The organism is Blautia sp. OF03-13 (assembly GCF_003460685.1).
GTDB classification, from domain to species: domain Bacteria; phylum Bacillota; class Clostridia; order Lachnospirales; family Lachnospiraceae; genus Fusicatenibacter; species Fusicatenibacter saccharivorans.
In genome coordinates, this window is the sequence record NZ_QTVR01000015.1 from 28183 (window position 1) to 49634 (window position 21452).

A 21452-nucleotide genomic window follows, 5' to 3' on the forward strand; every position below is an offset into this window, starting at 1 on the left:
CAGGAGATGACCATGGAATTTTCGCATACATCAGTATTACTGAATGAAACCATTGAAAACCTTAAGATAAAACCGGACGGAATCTACGTGGACGGGACGTTGGGAGGCGCTGGACATTCCAGTCATATATGTGAGCGCTTATCTGCCACGGGGAGATTAATAGGCATAGATCAGGACGAAGCTGCGATAGCTGCTGCGGGTAAACGCCTGGAACCATTTCAGAACCAGGTCACGATTATCCGCAGCAATTATTGCGATATGGTTCCGCGTCTTGCCGAAATCGGAGTCACCGGGGTAGACGGAATCCTGCTGGATCTTGGAGTTTCATCCTATCAGCTGGATAATGCAGAGCGTGGATTCACATACCGTGAGGATGTTCCGCTGGATATGCGGATGGATCAAAGAAATGCTCTTTCCGCGTACGAAGTCGTGAACGATTACAGTGAAGAGAATCTTTCGCGTATTCTCCATGAATATGGAGAAGAGCGTTTTGCAAGAAAAATTGCACACAATATATGCGTAAGCCGGCAGCAGGCGCCGATTCGAACAACTGGGGAGTTAATCGAAATCATCAAGCGCTCGATTCCGGCAAAAATAAGGGCGACGGGCGGCCATCCGGCCAAGAGAACCTTTCAGGCAATCCGTATCGAAGTGAACCAGGAACTTACCGTTCTGTCGGAGTCACTGGACGGCATGATTGATCTCTTAAATGACGGTGGAAGACTTTGTGTCATCACCTTTCATTCTCTGGAAGACCGTATCGTAAAAAACATTTTCAGAAAAAACGAGCATCCATGTACGTGTCCGCCGGAATTTCCGGTCTGCGTATGCGGAAAGAAGTCCAAGGGAACCGTAGTAACTCGGAAACCGATCTTGCCGGGAGAAGAGGAAATGGAAACAAATCCCCGTTCCAAGAGCGCAAAACTGCGCGTCTTTGAACGAAAAGTGTGACGGCTCGGCACGAAGGAGACAGAGAAGTTATGGCCAGACGGGCAGATGGAAGGGTAAATTCGACAGATAGAACGAAACGTTATACGCCAGATACGTTTGAGGACGGAAGTGCGGTACGGCGTCTTGCAGCACAGCCGCAGGAAGCACCAAAAGAAGCACGGCCTCTGAAATCGGGTGTGAGCAGCCAGACAAGAAGAAACCGGGCACGGGCGACACAGATCAGCGCGGGCTACGCTGTTTTTCTTGCCATTGTCTGCACACTGTGTATCGCGGCGTGTGTTGCGTATGTCAAGTTGCAGACCGTGGTTACCACGCAGGCGGAAGACATTACCAGCAAAGAAAAAGAATTGAGCGATCTGAAGGCGGACAATGACGCCTATTACAATACAACGGTTGCCTCCGAAGATCTTGAGGCAGTCAAAGAAGCAGCACAGAACCGGCTCGGCATGAAATATGCAGATGAGTCCAGGTAATTTATTTCAATGATTCAGAAAACAGCTATGTGAGACAGTATCAGGATGTTCCGGATGCGAAATAGGTGAAAACGTGAGTAAACAGAAACAGAATAAAAAACGAAGCGGGGCATTCCGGAGACGGAAGACAAGTGGGCGTATGAGTAGAAAACTGGTAGCACTCTTTTTGGGAGTGATGCTGGTTTTTGTTGCTTTAGCGATTGACATTACGTATGTGAATGCCACAAAGGGAGAAAAATACGAAAGACAGGTTTTAAGCCAGACGCAGCAGTCCTACGACAGCAGGACAATTCCATTCCAGCGGGGAAGTATCACCGACCGGAACGGAACGATTCTGGCAACGAGTGAGAAGGTTTACAACGTTATTCTCGACTGTAAACTTGCCAATACGACGGTAAAAGATGAAGAAAAGAACGATACCCATCCGTACGTCGATCCGACCGTAGCAGCACTGGTCGAATACTTCGGACTCGATGAGACGGATATCCGGGATCGTCTGACCGGCGAAACGACAAAAGAAAGCCAGTACCAGGTTCTCGCCAGAGAGGTCTCGATGGACGCGAAAAAAGCGTTTGAGACCTATGTGGACGAGTACGCGGACAAAAAGAACAAGGAGCTCGATGAGAACGAGCAGGCGGAAAAAGCATACCGTGCCAACATCCGCGGCGTCTGGTTTGAGGAATCCTACCACAGAACGTATCCGTTAAATTCACTTGCCTGCGATCTGATCGGCTTTACGTATTCAGGAGACACGGCAGACTGGGGAATCGAAGGGTATTATTCCAGTATCTTAAATGGCGTGAATGGCCGCCAGTTCGGCTATTACAACGAAGATGCGGATATGGAACAGACGATCATCGAGGCGCAGCCGGGCAAAAACGTGGTTACGACGATTGATGTAAATATTCAGAAGATCATCCGCACGGCGATCGAGAATTACAATGAGCGGATTCATGTCCAGAACGGCGCGGACGAATCGGACACTGGGACGAACCGTCAGACAAAAGCAGCAAAGAATATCGGCGTTGTCGTGATGGATCCGAACAATGGAGAGATTCTTGGTATGGATTCTTCCGACTGGTATGACCTGAACAATCCAAGAGATCTGACACCGTTCTATTCGCAGGAAGAAATTGATGCGATGAACGATAACGAGACAATGGAGGCTTTGAGTGCCATCTGGAAAAACTACTGTATTTCCGATGCATACGAGCCAGGTTCCACGGCAAAACCGATGAACGTGGCGGCGGCATATTCCCTCGATGTAATCGATGATGATACCCTGTTTGACTGTGAGGGGTTTGAGACGATTGCAGGGCAGATGATCCGCTGCGGAGCTTATCCGGGAACACATGGCGTACAGACACCGGCCGATGTACTGAAAAACTCCTGCAACGCTGGTATGATGCAGATCGGACAGAAGATGGGAGCAGCGGAATTTCTCCGCTATCAGGATATTTTCGGTTTCGGCAGTCTGACGGGAATTGACCTGCCGGGTGAGGCGTACGGCCTGGTTCACACGGAGGATACCATGGGACCGACCGAGCTTGCAACGAGTACATTCGGACAGGGCTACACCGTGACGATGGTACAGCAGGCAGCTGCGTTTTCCGCCCTGATCAACGGAGGCAATTATTACCAGCCGCATGTGATGAAGACGATCACGGACAGCACAGGAGCCGTTGTTGAGAGCAATGAGCCGAATCTGGTGCGTCAGACGGTTTCCGCGGAAATCAGCGATAAAATGAGAAGTTTCCTCCAGGGAGTCGTGACCGATGGAAGCGGCCAGAGTGCAAAGGTTGCCGGTTACACGATGGGAGGAAAAACAGGTACTGCACAGAAGTATCCGCGAGGCAATGGAAAATATCTCGTTTCCTTTATCGGATTTGCACCGGTAGAAAACCCGAAAGCTGTTGTTTACGCGATTGTGGACGAGCCGGATGTAGAAAATCAGGCGAACAGTGTGCTGGCACAGGAGATCGTAAAAGAGATCTACACAGAACTGCTGCCGTATTTGAACGTATTCCCGGATGATACGGACGGTGTGACGGGCGAAGGCTCCGAGACCGGAACGGATGATCCAAACGTAGCGGCACCGGTACAGGAAGACGATACGGAAAACAGTGCTGAAAACAGCAATATCGAGAACGGCGGTCTGACAAACGCCGAGCTGGATCTCATCAATGAAGAGTAAAAAAACATAAAAAACAAAAGACATAACCCCATAGCAGTTTCCATATAGTGTTATCATAATGGATTCGGCTATGGGGTATTCTATGCGTAAAAACAAAACGTATCACCGGAAAAAGATGGTTCTTCTGTGGGTACTCTGCATGGGAATGATGGTCGGACTTGCCGGGCGGCTGGTGTATCTGTGTGTGTTCCGGTCCGTCTATTATTCCGAGAAGGCGGATGATCTGCACGAGCGGGAGCGCGGGATCAAGGCGGCGCGCGGCCGGATTCTTGATGCAAACGGGGAAGTTCTCGCGGCAAACCGCACGGTCTGTACGATTTCCGTGATCCACAGCCAGATCGAGGAGCCGGAGGCGGTGATTGCGATGCTGGTAAAAGAGCTTGGAATTTCGGAGGAGACGGCGCGGAAACGCGTGGAGAAGCGGTCTTCAATCGAGCGTGTCAAGACGAATGTGGACAAGAAGACGGGTGATACCATCCGGTCGTACGGATACGCGGGGGTAAAAGTGGATGAGGATTTCAAGCGGTATTACCCCAAAGGGAAGCTGGCGTCGCGCGTTATCGGCTTCACCGGAGGCGATAATCAGGGCATCATCGGGCTGGAGGTGGAATATGAGGAAATTTTAAAAGGAATCAACGGAAAAATCCTGACGACAACGGATGCGCGCGGGATTGAGCAGAACGGCATCGGGGAGAGCCGCCAGGAGCCGGTGGCGGGAAGGGACTTAAAGGTCAGCCTGGATGTCAATATCCAGGCGTACTGCCAGCAGGCAGCGGAAAAGGCGATGGCAGAAAAACAGGCGGACAGCGTCTCGATTCTTCTTATGAATCCGCAGAACGGAGAAATCTATGCCTGTGTCAATGTGCCGGAGTTCGACCTCAACGATCCGTTCACGCTGCAGCAGGATACAACGGGACTTTCGGAAAAAGAAATTCAGGATCTGCTGAACCAGATGTGGCGGAATGCCTGCATCAACGATACGTACGAGCCGGGATCTACCTTTAAGATCATCACGATGTCGGCGGGACTTTCGGAGGGCGTTGTGTCGCCGAACGATTCGTTTTTCTGTCCCGGCTACAAAATCGTGGAGGACCGCCGGATCCACTGCCACAAGCGGACGGGACACGGAGCCGAAAACTTCGTGCAGGGCGCGCAGAACTCGTGCAACCCGGTGTTCATTGAAGTGGGGCTGCGGCTCGGTGTGGAAAAGTTCTGTGATTACTTCCGGAATTTCGGTCTGATGGAAAAGACGGGGATCGATCTGCCGGGCGAGGCATCGACGATTATGCACAAGGAGGAAAACATCGGAGAGGTTGAGCTTGCGACGATGGCATTCGGCCAGTCCTTCCAGATCACGCCGATCCGCCTGGCGGCGACGGTCTCTGCGCTCGTCAACGGTGGAAAAATGGTGACGCCGCATGTCGCAACGGATGTGCTTGATGAAGAAGGAAATGTCGTAAAGCATCTGAAATTTCCGGAAAAAGAAGGGGTTCTTTCGGAAGAAACTTCCAGGACGGTGCGCGAAATTCTGGAAAGCGTCGTTTCAGAAGGGTCTGGAAAGAATGCGTACCTCGAGGGATATTCCATCGGCGGAAAGACGGCAACCTCGCAGACACTTCCGCGGAGCGCCAACCGCTATATTTCCTCATTCCTCGGCTTCACCCCGGCGGAGCATCCGACGGTGCTGGGGCTTTGCATTATCCGCAATCCGCAGGGCGTCTACTACGGCGGAACGATCTGCGCGCCGGTGATCCGCGATATCTTTTCCAATGTACTTCCGTATCTCGGTATTGGACACAATTCTTAGGAAACCTGAGAATTGTGTCCTTCGCAGCCCTCATTTAAAGTTTTGCTTCGCAAAAGGAGGGCTGCTCACACCTGAATCACTTTCTTACGCAGCGAAACAGCAAGTGTTTCACTGCTGAGCGAACCGTAACTTGGATTATAAAAGAAGGTTGCGAAACAGAACAAAAAGCTATATACTGAATAGGCTGGAGAAAATATTTTGACATGCCTGTTCCGTACACAATCCGTACAAAAAGGAAGAGGTGCGTCTATGAAAAGAGAAATGATCCTGCCGGTTCTTCTTTCCTTTGGCATCAGCCTGGCGCTGGGGCCGGTTCTGATCCCGTTTCTGCGAAAAGTCAAAGCGGGGCAGAAGGAGCGGGAAGAGGGTGTGCCGAGCCACCAGAAAAAAGCGGGAACCCCGACGATGGGCGGCGTGATGTTTCTGGCGGCGTTTACCGCAGTTTCCCTCCTTTCCGGAAAGAGGGAGCGGAAGTGGTTCCGGTGCTGTTTCTGACGCTTGGTTTTGGCCTGATCGGCTTTCTCGATGACTATCTGAAAGTCGTGCTGCACCGCAGCGACGGGCTGTACCCGAAGCAGAAAATGGCACTGCAGGCAGTGATTACAGCAGTCTTTCTGTGGTATTTGGCGCGTTTTTCCGGAATTTCCCTCCGGATGCGCATTCCGTTCCTTCCAGGCAAAGAGCTGGACGCAGGGATTTTTACGATTCCGTTTCTCGCCTTTGTGATTCTTGGAACGGTCAACGGTGTCAACTTTACCGACGGCCTTGACGGGCTGGCGGCGAGTGTGACGATTTTAAATGCTGTTTTCTTTTCCGTGGCATCAATCGGCCTCGGAAACGGTGTTTCCCCGTCCCCGCTTGCGGTTATCGGGAGTCTGCTGGGGTTTCTGGTATTCAATGTATTTCCTGCCCGCGTCTTTATGGGCGATACCGGAAGTCTGGCACTCGGCGGTTTCGTCTCGGGAATGGCGTGTTTCTTACGTCTCCCCTTATTTCTGCCGCTTGTGGGATTCATTTATATGATGGAGATTCTCTCTGTGATCCTGCAGGTGTCATTCTTCAAACTGACGAAGGGAAAACGGATCTTCAAGATGACGCCGATCCATCACCATTTCGAGCTGATGGGCTGGTCGGAGACACAGATTGTGACGGTGTTTGCTACAATCACAGCGATATTATGCCTGATCGCATTGATGGGGCTTTAAAATATGGAGGTAATCAAACATGATTTTCGCAGGAAAAAAAGTACTGGTTTTCGGAACCGGAAAGAGTGGAATTGCAGCGGAGGAGCTGCTGCACAAGAAAGGTGCTTCTGTCGTTCTTTACGATGGAAATGACAAACTCGAAAAAGAAGAAATCTTAAAAAAATTAGAGAGCCGTGACAGCGTGGAAGTTGTCTTAGGCGAGCTCCCGGAGGAGATGCTCGACAGCCTTGATCTTGTCGTTTTAAGCCCGGGCGTTCCGACGGATCTGCCGATTGTCCTTAAAATGAAAGAAAAAGAGATCCCGGTCATCGGTGAAGTGGAGCTGGCGTATCAGGTAAGCCGCGGAAAAGTGCTTGCGATTACCGGTACCAACGGAAAGACTACCACAACATCACTGCTCGGCGAGATCATGAAAGCATATCAGCCGGAAGTAAAAGTGGTCGGAAACATCGGAACCCCGTACACATCCGCAGCACTCGACACGACAGATGATACCGTAACGGTTGCCGAGATCAGCAGCTTCCAGCTGGAAACCATCAAAGAGTTCCATCCGGCGGCAAGTGCGATCACAAACATTACCGAGGATCATCTGAACCGCCATCACACGATGGAAGAGTATATCCGCGTGAAAGAGTGTATCACCGAAAATCAGACGATGGATGATCTCTGTGTGCTGAATTATGAGGACGAAATCCTGCGCCCGTTCGGCGAAAAACTGATGACAGAGAAGAAAGTACAGGTGATGTACTTCTCGAGTCTGCGTGCGTTAAAGGACGGCATCTATTATCAGGACGGCGAAATCCGCATTGCAAAGAACGGCGAGACGGAGCTTCTGACCAGAACCGACGACTTAAAACTGCTCGGCCTACATAATTTTGAAAACGTCATGGTTGCTTCTGCGATGGCACTTCATGCAGGCGTGCCGATGGAAACTGTCCGCAAAGTCATTCAGGAGTTTGCAGGGGTAGAGCACCGCATCGAGTATGTCTGCGAGAAGGACGGCGTGGCATATTACAACGATTCCAAGGGAACGAATCCGGATGCGGCCATCAAAGGCATCCAGGCGATGAACCGCCCGACTCTGCTGATCGGCGGCGGCTACGACAAGCAGTCCACCTACGAAGAGTGGATTCAGGCATTCGATGGAAAGGTACGCTTCCTGGTTTTGATCGGAGATACGAAAGAGAAGATCGCAAAAGCGGCAAGAAGCGTCGGATTCAACGACATTATCATGGCAGACAACTTAAAAGAAGCCGTACAGATCTGCCACGACAAGGCAAATGCAGGGGATGCGGTTCTTCTTTCCCCGGCCTGCGCAAGCTGGGATCAGTTTAAGAGCTACGAGCAGCGCGGTGAGCTGTTTAAGGAGTACGTAAGAGCACTGTAAAAACGTCATATCAGGAAACTATCCCGCATAAGCTGAAAAAGAGCGAACGGCGGGTGTGGCGCGGATGCGGAAGGAAAAAGAGAAAAAAATAGATGGGACGCTGCTGGTGACGGTATGGATTCTGCTTGGCCTTGGCCTTGTGATTCTGTACAGCGCCAGCGCGTATAACGGCCGGGTCAGATTCCATGACCCGGCTTATTATTTCAAGAAGCAGCTCTTTGCAAGTGCGCTCGGTGTGATCGGTATGTATGCGGTTGCAAAAATAGATTACCGGCGGCTGTTTGCACTGGCACCGTGGTTTTATGCGGCTTCCCTTGCGCTCTCGACGGCGGTGCTCTTTTTCGGAAGTGAGTACAACGGCTCGAAGCGGTGGTTAAAGCTTGGCCCCTTATCGTTCCAGCCCTCGGAATTTGCCAAGATGGCGGTGATTCTCTTCCTGCCCTGGGTGATGGAGCACACGAAAGGCCGGTCCGACAGTCTCTGGTTTATGACAAAGGCGGTGCTGTGCACCCTGCCGATTGCAGCGCTTGTCGGAAGCAATAACTTAAGTACGGCGATTATTTTGCTCGGAATCTGTGCGTTTCTGATCTTTATTTCACATCCGGGCTACCTGCCGTTTCTCGGAATCGGAGGCGCCGGCATCGGGTTTATTGCCGTTTTTCTGATGATGGAAAGCTACCGCCTCGAACGCCTTGCCATCTGGCGCAACCCGGAGGCGTACGAGAAGGGGTTCCAGACCATTCAGGGACTCTATGCGATCGGCAGCGGGAGAATCTTTGGCTGTGGGCTTGGAAAAGGCCTGCAGAAGCTTGGCTTTGTGCCGGAAGCGCAGAATGATATGATCTTTTCGATTATCTGTGAGGAGGGCGGACTGTTCGGCGCCTGCCTGGTGATCGCCGTGTTTGCGGTGCTGATCTGGCGCTTGATGGTCATTTCGATCCATGCGCGGGATCTTGGCGGAGCACTGATTGCGGGCGGAATTATGGGGCATATTGCGCTTCAGGTGATCCTGAACATCGCGGTTGTGACAAATACGATTCCGAATACCGGCATTACGCTGCCTTTTATCAGTTACGGCGGCACCTCCGTGCTGTTTCTGCTCGGCGAGATGGGGCTTGCCCTGTCGGTCTCGAGGGACACCGATTAAAAAGGCGGAAAAGCGCTGCAGAACGGGAACAAAACGGGAGTGTAATGCATACCGTAAAAAGAGAGGCCGGATGGGAGAGAACAGGTGGGAGTATATCAGATTCTCGGCGGAAGGCGGCTTTGCGGAACGGTAACAGTCCAGGGTTCCAAAAATGCCGTTCTTCCCATGATCGCGGCGGCGGTTCTGACAAAAGAGGAGGTCGTGCTGGAAGGCTGCCCGAAGATTTCCGATGTGGAGGATATGGCGGAGATTGTAAGAAGCCTTGGCGGAACAGTCTGGTGGGAGAGGAATGCGCTCCACATGAACTGTGAAAAGATCGAAAAAAGCCGTGTGGAGGGAGCGCTTTCGAAGAGACTGCGCGCCTCTCTTTTGTTTCTGGGAAGTCTTCTTGCAAGGACAGGGGAGGCATACCTTGCAGGGGCCGGCGGCTGCCGGATCGGAAAGCGGCCGACGGACCTGCATCAGAGGGCAATGGAGCTTCTGGGAGCCGAGGTCTTCGAGGAGGACGGCACCATTCGGGCAAAGGCAGATCATCCGAAAGGAGCCGTGCTCTGCTTTCCGAAAAAGAGTGTCGGGGCGACGGAAAATGCGGTTCTTTTTGCTGTCGGAGCGGAAGGTGCAACAAGGCTGGAGCACTGTGCGCGGGAGCCGGAAGTGGTTCATCTCTGCCGGTTTCTTAAGGCCATGGGAGCGGAGATTACCGGCGAGGGGACGGAGCAGATTACCGTTTACGGAAGGCAGGGAAAGAGACTGCTGTCCGGCTGCCGGTATCGTGTTCCGGGTGACCGGATCGCGGCAGGGACGTATCTTCTGATGGGCGCGGCGACGCGGGGGCACCTGACGCTTTCCGGCGCGCCGCTGGACGAAATGGGGGCGGTTCTGTCCCTCTATCAGAAAATAGGTGGACAATATACAAGGAAGAGTGGTACACTGGTAGCAGACAGCAAAAACGTGCAGCATGCTGTTCCGTACGTGGAGACAGAGGAATATCCCGGTTTTCCGACGGATCTGCAGTCGCTGTATCTGGCGGCAGCGATGACGCTGGAAGGAAAGAGCTGTATCTGTGAAAATGTATTTGAGGACCGCCTCCGGACGGCAGAGGAGCTGCAGAAAATGGGCGGTACGCTGCAGATCTGCGGAAAATGGCTGACGGCCGAAAAAAGCCGTCTGCACGGTGCAGAAGTTGTTTCCCAGGATCTTCGGGGCGGCGCGGCACTCGTATCGGCGGCGCTTGCCGCAGAAGGATTTTCCACAATCCGGCAGACAGAACTGATTGAGCGGGGGTATGAACGGTTTCCAGAAACGCTCCGGGAACTCGGAGCCAAGATTATCGTAGAAAAAGAAATATGAGACAGAAAAAAAACAGAAAAAAGAAGAAAAACAGAAAAATACGGATTCTGACCGGGGTGGTGCTTGGCGTCGGCCTTGCAGGTGCCTTGTTTTTTAATGTGTTCAAAATCCGCAATATCCAGGTGGCGGGGAACACCCGGTATACAAAAGATGAAATCAAAGAGATGGTCGCGGACGACAAGTGGATGAAAAACACGGTGCTTCTTACGACGTTTCATTCGAAGGTTGATATGAGCGATATTCCTTTTATGAACTCCGTGGAGTTTACGTTTGTAAGCTATGACACCATCTGCATCCAGGTAAATGAGAAAAAAGTGGTCGGTTATGTCGAGTACGAAGGCCAGAAGGTCTATTTTGACAAGAACGGCATCGTGCTGGAGTGCGTGGACGAGGAGCAGGAAACACCTGCGGAGGGTGAGCCTTCCGACGGAACCGCCTCCGATGGAACGAGTGCGGATGGATCCCTTACGAGTGAGTCGCTTGCATCCGAAAGCGTATCATCCGATGGCACAGCATCCGAAAGCAGTACGTCCGACGGTGCGCTCTCGGCGGATACGATTAAAAGTGCACGTGTGACAACGACAGACTTTCAGCCGACCCTTTCCGATGTTCCGCTTGTAACAGGACTTACGTTTGACTATGTGACCGTGAACAAGCAGCTCCCGGTTGAAAAACCGGCAGTTTTCCGCACCATGCTCGCACTTACGAGAATGACGGAGAAATACAATATCACGCCGGACAGTGTGGAATTTAATGAGAACAGCGAAATTATTCTGCATTACTATGATACCGTGCGGATTCTGCTTGGAACCGATACGGCGTTAGAAGAAAAGATGACGCGCGTAGCAGCAATCCTGCCGAGCCTTTCCGGTCTTTCCGGAGAACTCCATATGGAGGATTACAAGGACGGCGACAGCAGCTTTGTCTTCTCGAAAGATGTATAAGAGGAAAGGAAAGCCGTCAAAAAAACGCAATAATCCTGAATTTTTTATGAAATACGAAAAAAACAGTTGATTATTTTCCGAAGAAATTATATTATATCTTTATGTATGACCATCAGAATATCAGACTATTTTGAGATAGACAGCAGTTCATAATCAAAAGGAGGAAGTTGAAATTGTTAGAGATCATGACAAATGAGGCAGAATCATCTGCAAAGATTATCGTAATCGGTGTAGGTGGTGCAGGAAATAATGCTGTAAATAGAATGGTGGAGGAATCCATCGGCGGCGTTGAATTCGTTGGAATCAACACCGATAAACAGGCGCTGACCCTCTGTAAGGCACCTACCATTCTCCAGATCGGCGAGAAGCTGACCAAGGGACTGGGCGCAGGAGCAAAACCTGAGGTTGGAGAGAAAGCAGCCGAGGAGAGCATCGAAGAGCTCAAACAGATCATGGAAGGCGCTGATATGGTATTCGTCACCTGCGGTATGGGCGGCGGAACCGGAACAGGTGCAGCACCGGTTGTAGCAGGCGTTGCAAAAGAAATGGGCATTCTGACTGTCGGCGTTGTAACAAAACCGTTCAAATTCGAGGCAAGAACCCGTATGAGCAATGCGCTGATGGGAATCGAAAAACTCGAGGAAAACGTAGATACCCTGATCGTGATCCCGAACGACAAACTTCTTGAAATCGTAGACCGCCGGACAACCATGCCGGAGGCATTAAAGAAAGCAGACGAGGTTCTGCAGCAGGCCGTACAGGGCATCACAGACCTGATCAACCTGCCGGCACTCATCAACCTCGACTTCGCAGATGTTCAGACCGTTATGACCGACAAGGGTATCGCCCACATCGGTATCGGCGAGGCAAAGGGCGACGACAAAGCGCTCGAGGCTGTACAGCAGGCTGTTTCCAGTCCGCTGCTTGAGACCACCATCGAGGGTGCAAGCCACGTTATCATCAACATTTCCGGAGATATCTCCCTTATGGATGCAAACGATGCTGCAAGTTACGTACAGAATCTGGCTGGAGAGGATGCAAACATCATCTTCGGTGCTATGTATGATGATTCTGTTACCGATACAGCGAAGATCACCGTTATCGCAACAGGCCTCAACGATGCAACGGCGAAACAGGCAAGCGTATCCCGCAAAGAGCCGGCAGATGCAAGAAAGAGCGCATTTTCCAGCAGCAGCTTCTCTGCACAGGCAGCCGCTCCGGTACACACTGCTCCGAAAGCTTCCGCTCCGGTACAGCCGCAGCCACAGGTTCAGGTGCAGCCGCAGGTACAGGCTCAGCAGACCATGACAAGCAATGTTCCGAAAAAGGACATCCAGATCCCGGATTTCTTAAGAAACCGCAGATAAGCAAAGAATAATAAGCAAATAACGAATTTACCTCGACACGCCGCAGACCGAAAATGTTGCGGCGTGTCGAAGTTTGTTGATCAAAAAAGAAGGTCATTCTTCCGAAAACGACAAAAAATTCACCCCCTTCCGTCTATAATAGGGTCTGTTAGAAATTCAGACCATGCAAAAGGCGCAGGGGGTGTTTTTTTGCACTATGAGATCTTTCTGGATCTTCTCTTTGCAGAGAATCTTCTGCTGAATTATACTATTCTGCGCCTTTCCTCCTTTCTTCTGAAACGATCTGCCACGCGAAGAAGGAGTTTTGCGGCAGCCGCGCTCGGCGCCGGCTATGCGGTGCTGTATGCCGTGTTTGCACGGTATCTGCCGGGTGCGCTGCTCGCCCTGGTCGGAATCGGAATTACAACAGGGATGGTGAAATCTGGCTGCAGAATCACGACAGTACGGGATCTTGTGGTGGGAATGGCAGGCTATATACTGTCCGGTTTTCTGATCGGCAGTGCATACCGCCTGTTCCGGGAGCTGATGCCGGGAAGGGGAATTTTTCTTTTTCTTCTTTCCGGGAGTGCCGCATATGCGGGAACACTCCTCCTGCTGAAGATCCGAAAGGAGATGCTCCTGGAACACGCCAGGCAGGTTACGGTACAGCTTGTGCAGAATGGGAAATGGAAAAAAGTAAAAGGACTGTACGACACGGGCAATACTTTGCGGGATGCCACAACCAAAAAGCCGGTCTCGGTCGTACCGTACACTGTGATACTCGAATTGTTCCCGGACGAAATGCGGACAGGGATTGCGGCGCTTGCAAGGCACGAGACGGTGCCGGAGCCGGAACGGCTTCTTGCGCTGCAGCCCCGTTACATACCGTTTCGCGGACTGGAAGGCCGGGGCTTTCTGCCGGTGATCCGGATCTCGGAAATGATTCTTGTGACAGAACATACAGCCAGGCACATAAGCGGACCGCTGATTGCGCTTGGCGGAGAAAATAGTTCATCTCCCAGGGGCTATGAAATAATTTTGCATCCAGATCTCATGGAAGGACAGGAGGAATGAAGTATGCTGCAGGCTGCACTGCCAAACGGATTCCGGCTTCGTATGCTGCCGCGGTCCGTGCCGGCTGTATTTCGTCAGACAGGGGAGATTTTCTATATCGGAGGCGCAGATGTTCTCCCGGCGCCTCTGGAGGGCCAGGCGGAGGCGGACGCGATCGCCGGGCTTTCCGATCCGGAAAACGAGACGGCAAGGAGCGAGCTGATCGAACACAATCTGCGCCTTGTCGTCTACATTGCACAGAAATTTGACAACACGGGAGTCGGTGTGGAGGATCTGATCTCGATTGGGACGATCGGCCTCATCAAGGCGATCAACACGTTCAATCCGGAGAAAAAGATCAAGCTCGCCACGTACGCGTCCCGGTGCATCGAGAACGAGATTCTGATGTATCTGCGGAGAAACAACAAGACGCGCATGGAAGTTTCGATTGATGAGCCGCTCAATGTGGACTGGGATGGAAATGAACTGCTCTTGTCCGATATCCTCGGAACGGAGGAGGATGTGATCTACCAGGGTCTCGAGCAGGAGGCGGAACACCGCGTGCTCGGAAGTGCAATCAGCAAGCTCTCGGAGCGGGAGCAGGTGATTGTGAAGCTCCGGTTCGGCATCAATATGCCGGAGGGACGGGAGAAAACGCAGAAAGAAGTCGCGGATCTTCTCGGGATTTCCCAGTCGTATATCTCGCGGCTGGAAAAACGGATTATGAAGCGGCTGCGGAAAGAGATTGCGCGGTATGAATAGAGCATAAAAATGCCCTGCCCGGAGGAAAAACCATTGTTTTGGTCCCGGGCAGGACATGATTTGCTGCTTGTTTTAAGAAATGATCGTTTTATCGTGTTTCAAAACGGCATACGCTGCAGGCGTGCGGAGCAAGAGAAGCAGAAAAACCGCCGTTTAAAGAAAGTGCTTTACCGCTCCAGAGTTCTTTCGCCGCAACAGACTCCAGTGGGCAGTCTGCATCGGCAAGTGTGGAAGAAACCGTCTGCGGTGCATCCGAAAGATTAAAAAGTGCAACGTAGGTTGTTCCGGTTGTGTCATCCTTTGCATACCACACAGCTTCATTGTCTGTACGCGTGATCTGATGCGGACGAACGGACGGAGGCAGCATCGCGAGAATATCCGTGTTCGTAAGAAGTGCCAGTGTATCGTCATCGAGAAGCGTCATTTCGGCACCGAGCATCAGTGGAGAGCCGAAGAGACACCAGAGTGTCATCATCGTTTTCTGCTCATCCGGGGTAAAATACGTATGATGTTCTGTAGCAAAACCTTTTCCGAGTTCGCCAAGCGGCAGCATATCACAGTCCGGATAACAGCCGGCAGAGACGTGGCTCTGCCAGAGCTCGCAACGCTGGAACATATCCTTTAACTGTGCCCAGTTGTCCCAGAAATCATCGGTGATGCGCCAGAGATTCGCGTGCTTTTCATAGAACCATGCTTTCTCTATGAGCGCAGGTCCCGGAGACAGAGAGAGGACGATCGGCCGTCCGCATTTTTGGATGGCATTCGAGAGCATCTCGATCTCATGCGCAGCTGCAAACGGATTTTTGTGCATGTTGGTATTACAGATATCATCGCATTTAATGTAATCAACACCCCAGGAAGCGTAGAGCTCCAGCAGGGAATCATAGTAAAGCTGTCCTTCCGGAAGATCGCGTACACCGTACATATCCGGATTCCAGCCGCAGATGACCGTAGGATCGGCAACGTGTTCAGCACCAAGAGAACTGTTCTTGATCTTTCCGTGATGATGTGCAGCGATTCGCGGAATACCGCGCATGATGTGAATTCCGAATTTCAGTCCCAGACTGTGTACATAGTCGGCAAGTGGTTTAAAGCCGGAACCGTCTGCAGAAGATGGAAAACGTTCGGGATCCGGCAGCAGACGGGAGTATTCGTCCATTTCCAGTTCAGAGAATGGAATATACTGATACCGGTCGCGCATGGAACCGGCCTTTTTTGCATACCACTGGATATCCACTACAATATACTCCCAGCCATATGCTTTTAAGTGCTTTGCCATATAGTCGGCATTTGCCTTTACCGCAGCCTCGTCCACGGTTGTATCATAGTAATCGTAGCTGTTCCAGCCCATCGGTGGGGTTGGTGCACATGTATTTTTGTTTGTCAGATGCATAAGAAAAAACTCCTTTCTAAAGCAATGCTTGTTTTTTTCTGATAAGAAAAGTATAATAAAGGACATAGTGCAAAACAAGAAGACAAACCGGATAAAAGAGGTAATTTTTTGATGGAAGATCTGATCGGAGTATATGGAATCCTGGATCTGGATCACTGGCCGAACGCTCCGTTTTTGCTGCTGGACGGCGGGGTGGAAAAGAGATGGAAGGAACCGTATGCATTTCATAATACAGACCGCGGAACATATTCCGGATGGCTGATGCAGTATACGCTTTCGGGAACAGGATGGTTTGAAAAAAACGGAAAAACGTATGAAATGCGTCCCGGGAGAGGATTTTTGTGTCAGATTCCGGAGAATAGCAGATATTATCTGCATCCGGAATCCGAAGAACCATGGATTTTTCTGTATTTTCATTTTCGTGGAAGTGCAGTGTCCTATGCGGCAGAACGACTGTTTGAAAAAACAGGAGATGTTTTTTATGCGGATGCAGATAGCGAGCCAATTCGGACTGCACTGCAGATGCATCGAAAACTGAAAAACGGTTACCGGTCGGAACCGTATGAATGCGGTGTGTTTTTGTATCAGTTTTTTTGTTCTCTTCTGCGGGAGGTACAGCGTCCGGAGCGGAAGCAGACACATTTTTTTGTTCGGGAAGCGATACGGCAGATGGATACCGACTGCGCATCTGTGCAGGGGATTGAACAGCTGGCAGAACAGAGCCGGGTTTCCTTTGCCCATTTTACGAGATGCTTCCGGGAGGAAACAGGCGTTTCTCCCATGCAGTATCTTCAGGAAGCGAGAATTCGCAAAGCGATGACGCTGCTCTTGAATACCGGAAAGAGTGTGGAAGAGATTGCAGCAGAAACCGGATTTTCCAGTGGAAACTATTTTGGAAAAGTATTCCGTCACCATATGGGAATCTCGCCGTCGGCATACCGGAAAGAACGGCAGAACGGTGCTGTCTGAAGTCTTGGTTTTGTACGAAGATGTACTTGCGGAGAAATTCCGGGAGTATGGAAGAAAAAAGGGAGGAACAAAAAGAAATGGAACGAGAAACATTCCAATCGCGCCTTGGCTTTCTTCTGCTTTCGGCAGGATGTGCCATCGGCATCGGAAATGTATGGAAATTTCCGTATATGGTAGGAAACAACGGAGGCGGCATTTTCGTGCTGTTTTACCTGCTGTTCCTTGCCATCATGGGAGTTCCGATTCTGTCGATGGAGCTTGCCATCGGAAGAGGAAGCAAAAAGAGTACCGTGCGCGCGTATGGGGAACTGGAAAAGAAAGGGCAGAAGTGGCATATCCACGGATACGTTGCCCTCATCGGAAACTATCTGCTGATGATGTTCTACACCGTCGTTGCAGGCTGGATGCTGTACTATTTCTACAGCTTTTTAACCGGAAAATTCAGCGGCCTGACAGGCGACGCCGTAACCGGAAAATTCAACGAGATGCTTTCATCTCCGTCGATTCTTGTCATTACCATGCTGATTATTACAATTGCAGGCTTTCTGATCTGTTCGGTGGGTCTGCAGAACGGCGTGGAGCGTGTTACAAAGGTGATGATGATCGTGTTGATGGTCATCATGATTTTCCTTGCGGTTTACAGCTTTACGATGCCGGGTGCCAAAGAGGGACTGAAATTCTATCTGGTGCCGGATATGCAGCAGATCGAACAGGTGGGACTGTTCCACATTATCACAAACGCGATGAGCCAGGCATTTTTTACGCTGAGCCTTGGTATCGGCGCGATGCTGATTTTCGGCAGCTACTTAAACGGCGGAAAATCCCTGCTCGGCGAGGCAGTCAGCATTGCAGCGCTCGATACGTTTGTAGCGATTACCGCAGGCCTCATCATTTTCCCGGCGTGCTTCTCCTACAACGTACAGCCGGACAGCGGCCCGAAGCTGATCTTTATGACGCTGCCGCACATTTTCACCTCGATGAAGGGCGGACGGATTTTCGGAAGCTTCTTCTTCCTGTTCCTGTTCTTTGCGGCGCTGTCTACCATCATCGCTGTATTTGAGAATATCATGTGCTGTTTTTCTGAGATTTTCGGCGTTTCCAGAAAACAGTCAGCCATCATCAACTGCATTCTGGTGATCTTAGGATCCCTGCCGTGTGCACTCGGCTACAATGTGTGGTCCGGATTCCAGCCGCTCGGCGCAGGAAGCACCGTTCTTGATCTTGAGGACTTTATCGTCAGCAACCTTCTGCTGCCGGTCGGCTCTCTGATTTACCTTCTGTTCTGTACTTCAAAATGGGGCTGGGGCTTCAAAAACTACCAGGCAGAGGCAAATAAGGGCGGGGGCCTGAAAGTGCCGGACTGGGTACGGGTTTATCTTTCTTATATTCTGCCGTTGCTGCTTCTGGTATTAATTGTCCAGGGACTGATCGGATAAGACAGGAACAAAAAGGTCAATATCAGACGAAAAAAAGATAAGAAAAGAACTGGAAAAAAAGCCAGGAATACGAGATAATAAAAGACAAGAGACCAGAACAGGTGCCGGGACCCGGAAGTATCAGGTGTCCCGGCACTTGTCGGATCAGAAAGGATACAGGAGAAAGGGGAACAAAATGGGAAAATTTACACCACTGGATTTCAACAAATATGCAGCACTGGCCCGTCAGGCAGCGGCAGAAGGCTGTGTACTTCTGAAAAACGAAAATGAGGCACTCCCGCTTCGAAAAGGAGACAAAGTGGCTGTTTTCGGAAGAATTGCATTCCACTATTATAAGAGCGGACTTGGCTCCGGCGGTCTTGTCAATACGAAATACGTTGTCGGTATTCTGGATGCCTTAAAAGAAGAAAAAGACATTACACTCGACGAGAATCTTCTTGGAACATACGAAAAATGGATCGAGAAAAATCCGTACGACGAAGGACAGGGCTGGGGCAAGGTGCCGTGGTCCCAAAAAGAGATGGAGCTGACCGACGAGATCGTGGAGAGTGCAAAAGGCGCCGATGCAGCCATCGTTGTTGTAGGCCGTACCGCAGGTGAGGATCAGGACAACAAAAATGAGGCAGGCAGCTATCTCTTAACCGATACTGAAAAAGAGATGGTAGAAAAAGTCAGCAAAGCATTTGCAAGAACAATCGTTGTGCTGAACGTCGGAAACATTATCGACATGAAATGGGTGAAAGAGTGCAATCCGGCAGCTGTTCTCTATGTATGGCAGGGTGGTCAGGAAGGCGGAAACGGTGTTGCCGATGTACTGATGGGAAGAGTCAATCCGTGCGGTAAGCTGACCGACACGATTGCAGAGAATATCGAGGACTATCCGTCCCAAGGCTGCTTCGGCGATCTGACCCGCAATGAGTACAAAGAGGATATCTACGTCGGATACCGCTACTTTGAGACCTTTGCAAAAGAGAAAGTATTGTATCCGTTCGGTTTTGGTCTTTCCTATACGACATTTGCCGTGACCGCAGAGGCAGAAGAGAAAGATGTTGACAATGTAACCGTGACGGCAACCGTTGAAAATACCGGCAAAACGGATGGTAAAGAGGTTGTTCAGGTTTATGTAAAAGCTCCGCAGGGTGTTCTTGGAAAACCATCCCGCGCACTCGTCGGTTTTGCAAAGACCGGTGTTCTTGCACCAGGCGCAAAAGAGACGCTGACGATCGATGTGACCAAAGAGAGCTTTGCATCCTACGATGACAGCGGTGCAACCGGCCACAAATCCTGCTACGTACTCGAAGAGGGCAGTTATGAGTTCTACGTCGGAAGCGATGTCAGAAGCGCAGCCTTTGCCGGTGCATACGAGCAGCCGTTCAAAGTGGTTGAGATCCTGACCGAGGCTATGGCTCCGGTAGAAGCATTTGAGCGCATGAAAGCTGTTCCGGGCGAAGACGGAACGTTAAAACCGGGATATGAGGCAGCTCCTCTGCGCACCGTAGATCCGATCGAGCGCATGAAAGAAAACCGCATGGAGCCGATCACCTATACCGGTGACAAAGGCTACAAGCTCGGTGATGTCCTGGATAAGAAAGTAACGATGGAAGAGTTCGTGGCACAGCTTTCCGATGAAGATCTGATCTGCATCTTCCGCGGCGAGGGCATGTGCAGCCCGAAGGTTACTCCGGGAACCGCAGCAGCATTCGGCGGCCTGACACCGGAACTGCAGGAATTCGGTATTCCGGCAGCCTGCTGTACCGACGGCCCGTCCGGACTCCGCTTTGACTGCGGAACGAGAGCCTTCTCCATGCCGAACGGAACCCTGCTTGGCTGTACGTTTGACCTTCCGCTGGTAGAAGATCTGTACGAGATGGCAGGACGCGAGATGAGACAGAACCGTGTCGATGCCTTGCTCGGACCTGGTATGAATATTCACAGAAACCCGCTGAACGGCCGTAACTTTGAGTATATCTCCGAGGATCCGTACCTGACCGGATGGATCAGTGCCGTACAGATTCTTGGTATGGAAAAATCCGATGTAACCGGAACCATCAAACATTTCTGTGCAAATAACCAGGAGTCCAACCGACATCATGTGGACGCCGTTGTTTCCGAGCGTGCCCTGCGTGAAATCTATCTGAAGGGATATGAAATCGCAGTCAAAGAAGGCGGCGCAAGATCCATCATGAGCACTTACGGACCGGTCAACGGCATCTGGACTGCAGGAAATTACGATCTTCTGACCACGATTCTGCGCGGCGAGTGGAACTACGACGGCTTCGTTATGACTGACTGGTGGGCAATGTCAAACCGTGAGGGATATGAAGCAACCAAAACAACCCATGCACCGATGGTATCTGCCGGAAACGATGTCTTCATGGTATGCACCGACTGCTCCGATATGGGACAGGACGATGTGAAAGAGGCACTGGAAAACGGCGAGATCACAAGAGGCGACCTGCAGAGAAATGCGATGAATGTCCTGCATTTCATCCTTGGAACTCCAAGCATCTTACGGTTCCTGGACCGCATCAGCGAGGAAGAGAAAGAAGCACAGGAGCAGATGGGCGACAACGATTTCGTTGCAGCAGATCTTGTAACATACGAGGCAGATCCGGCAACGGGAGATGTTGTGATTGACGCATCCGCATGGAACACGAAAAAAGGAAACAGTGAAGTATGCGGTGTTACGATTCTGGCTGACAAGATGGGAACGTACGATATCGAAATCGAGATGAAATCCGATCTGGAAGACCTCGCACAGCTGCCGGTAACCGTGTACATCGACAATATCGTAAAAACTATGATCAGCATCCGCGGAACAAAAGGTGAGTGGATCAAAGAGACGAGAGACCTTGGCTTCTTCTTCGGCCCGAACCACTACCTGAAGCTGTACTTCGGCGCAAATGGTCTGGAGCTTGGAAAGATCCGCCTGAAGTTAAGAGAAGGCATGGAAGTACTGAGCAAACACGAGGAATAAATAAAAAAAGAAATACAGAGAAAAACCGGAACCCGGGAGCCGCTGTTTGAAAGCGGTG

At 51.0% G+C, this 21452-nt stretch carries 15 protein-coding genes and 1 pseudogene; 15 read left to right on the plus strand and 1 reads right to left on the minus strand.

Annotated elements, in window-relative coordinates:
• Window positions 1-12: 12 nt before the first annotated feature.
• The 12 genes and pseudogenes from rsmH (at window position 13) to sigE (ending at window position 14619) form a co-directional block, all read left to right on the plus strand.
• Window positions 13-951 (plus strand): 16S rRNA (cytosine(1402)-N(4))-methyltransferase RsmH, encoded by a 939-nt coding sequence (gene rsmH, locus DXA55_RS12000; RefSeq protein ID WP_022461069.1) that lies wholly within the window; start codon window positions 13-15, stop codon window positions 949-951.
• A gap of 29 nt (window positions 952-980) precedes the next feature.
• Window positions 981-1424, plus strand: coding sequence for a hypothetical protein (locus DXA55_RS12005; RefSeq protein WP_117814326.1), 444 nt, complete (start codon window positions 981-983; stop codon window positions 1422-1424).
• A 139-nt stretch (window positions 1425-1563) separates the two neighbouring features.
• Window positions 1564-3618, plus strand: coding sequence for a peptidoglycan D,D-transpeptidase FtsI family protein (locus DXA55_RS12010; RefSeq protein WP_117814327.1), 2055 nt, complete (start codon window positions 1564-1566; stop codon window positions 3616-3618).
• 82 nt (window positions 3619-3700) lie between these two features.
• Entirely contained in the window at window positions 3701-5425 is a 1725-nt protein-coding gene (locus tag DXA55_RS12015; RefSeq protein WP_117814328.1) for a peptidoglycan D,D-transpeptidase FtsI family protein, read from the plus strand.
• Between the two features lie 249 nt (window positions 5426-5674).
• Window positions 5675-6630 (plus strand): annotated as a pseudogene (gene mraY, locus DXA55_RS12020) (phospho-N-acetylmuramoyl-pentapeptide-transferase).
• Between the two features lie 19 nt (window positions 6631-6649).
• Window positions 6650-8017 (plus strand): UDP-N-acetylmuramoyl-L-alanine--D-glutamate ligase, encoded by a 1368-nt coding sequence (murD, locus tag DXA55_RS12025; RefSeq protein ID WP_117814329.1) that lies wholly within the window; start codon window positions 6650-6652, stop codon window positions 8015-8017.
• Between the two features lie 64 nt (window positions 8018-8081).
• Entirely contained in the window at window positions 8082-9164 is a 1083-nt protein-coding gene (locus DXA55_RS12030; protein WP_117509641.1) for an FtsW/RodA/SpoVE family cell cycle protein, read from the plus strand.
• Window positions 9165-9248: 84 nt separating this feature from the next.
• Window positions 9249-10514 carry a UDP-N-acetylglucosamine 1-carboxyvinyltransferase gene (gene murA, locus DXA55_RS12035; RefSeq protein ID WP_117814330.1) on the plus strand — a complete coding sequence of 422 codons (1266 nt, stop codon included), beginning with the start codon at window positions 9249-9251 and terminating at the stop codon, window positions 10512-10514.
• A complete protein-coding gene (locus tag DXA55_RS12040; protein WP_117760483.1) occupies window positions 10511-11458 on the plus strand; it encodes a cell division protein FtsQ/DivIB in 948 nt (315 codons plus the stop codon). Before murA ends, DXA55_RS12040 begins: the two co-directional genes overlap by 4 nt.
• A 185-nt stretch (window positions 11459-11643) precedes the next feature.
• Window positions 11644-12825: a cell division protein FtsZ gene (gene ftsZ, locus DXA55_RS12045; protein ID WP_055219889.1), complete on the plus strand. Its 1182-nt coding sequence runs from the start codon at window positions 11644-11646 to the stop codon at window positions 12823-12825.
• Window positions 12826-13014: 189 nt separating this feature from the next.
• Entirely contained in the window at window positions 13015-13878 is an 864-nt protein-coding gene (locus tag DXA55_RS12050) for a sigma-E processing peptidase SpoIIGA (protein ID WP_158554986.1), read from the plus strand.
• A gap of 42 nt (window positions 13879-13920) precedes the next feature.
• Window positions 13921-14619: an RNA polymerase sporulation sigma factor SigE gene (gene sigE / locus DXA55_RS12055; RefSeq protein ID WP_330378078.1), complete on the plus strand. Its 699-nt coding sequence runs from the start codon at window positions 13921-13923 to the stop codon at window positions 14617-14619.
• Between the two features lie 88 nt (window positions 14620-14707).
• On the opposite strand, the gene DXA55_RS12060 is transcribed toward sigE, so the two are convergent.
• Window positions 14708-16012, minus strand: coding sequence for a glycoside hydrolase family 27 protein (locus DXA55_RS12060; protein WP_117801959.1), 1305 nt, complete (start codon window positions 16010-16012; stop codon window positions 14708-14710).
• A gap of 111 nt (window positions 16013-16123) precedes the next feature.
• Here DXA55_RS12060 and DXA55_RS12065 point away from each other — a divergent pair, with 111 nt between their 5' ends.
• The 3 genes from DXA55_RS12065 to DXA55_RS12075 all read left to right on the plus strand — a co-directional run bounded on the left by DXA55_RS12065 (window position 16124) and on the right by DXA55_RS12075 (window position 21394).
• Window positions 16124-16981: an AraC family transcriptional regulator gene (locus DXA55_RS12065; RefSeq protein WP_117509636.1), complete on the plus strand. Its 858-nt coding sequence runs from the start codon at window positions 16124-16126 to the stop codon at window positions 16979-16981.
• Window positions 16982-17058: 77 nt separating this feature from the next.
• On the plus strand, window positions 17059-18417 hold the full coding sequence (locus DXA55_RS12070) for a sodium-dependent transporter (RefSeq protein WP_055219809.1): 1359 nt from the start codon (window positions 17059-17061) through the stop codon (window positions 18415-18417).
• 175 nt (window positions 18418-18592) lie between these two features.
• Complete coding sequence (locus DXA55_RS12075) at window positions 18593-21394, plus strand: glycoside hydrolase family 3 protein (protein WP_117814331.1); 2802 nt, start codon at window positions 18593-18595, stop codon at window positions 21392-21394.
• Window positions 21395-21452: the final 58 nt, after the last annotated feature.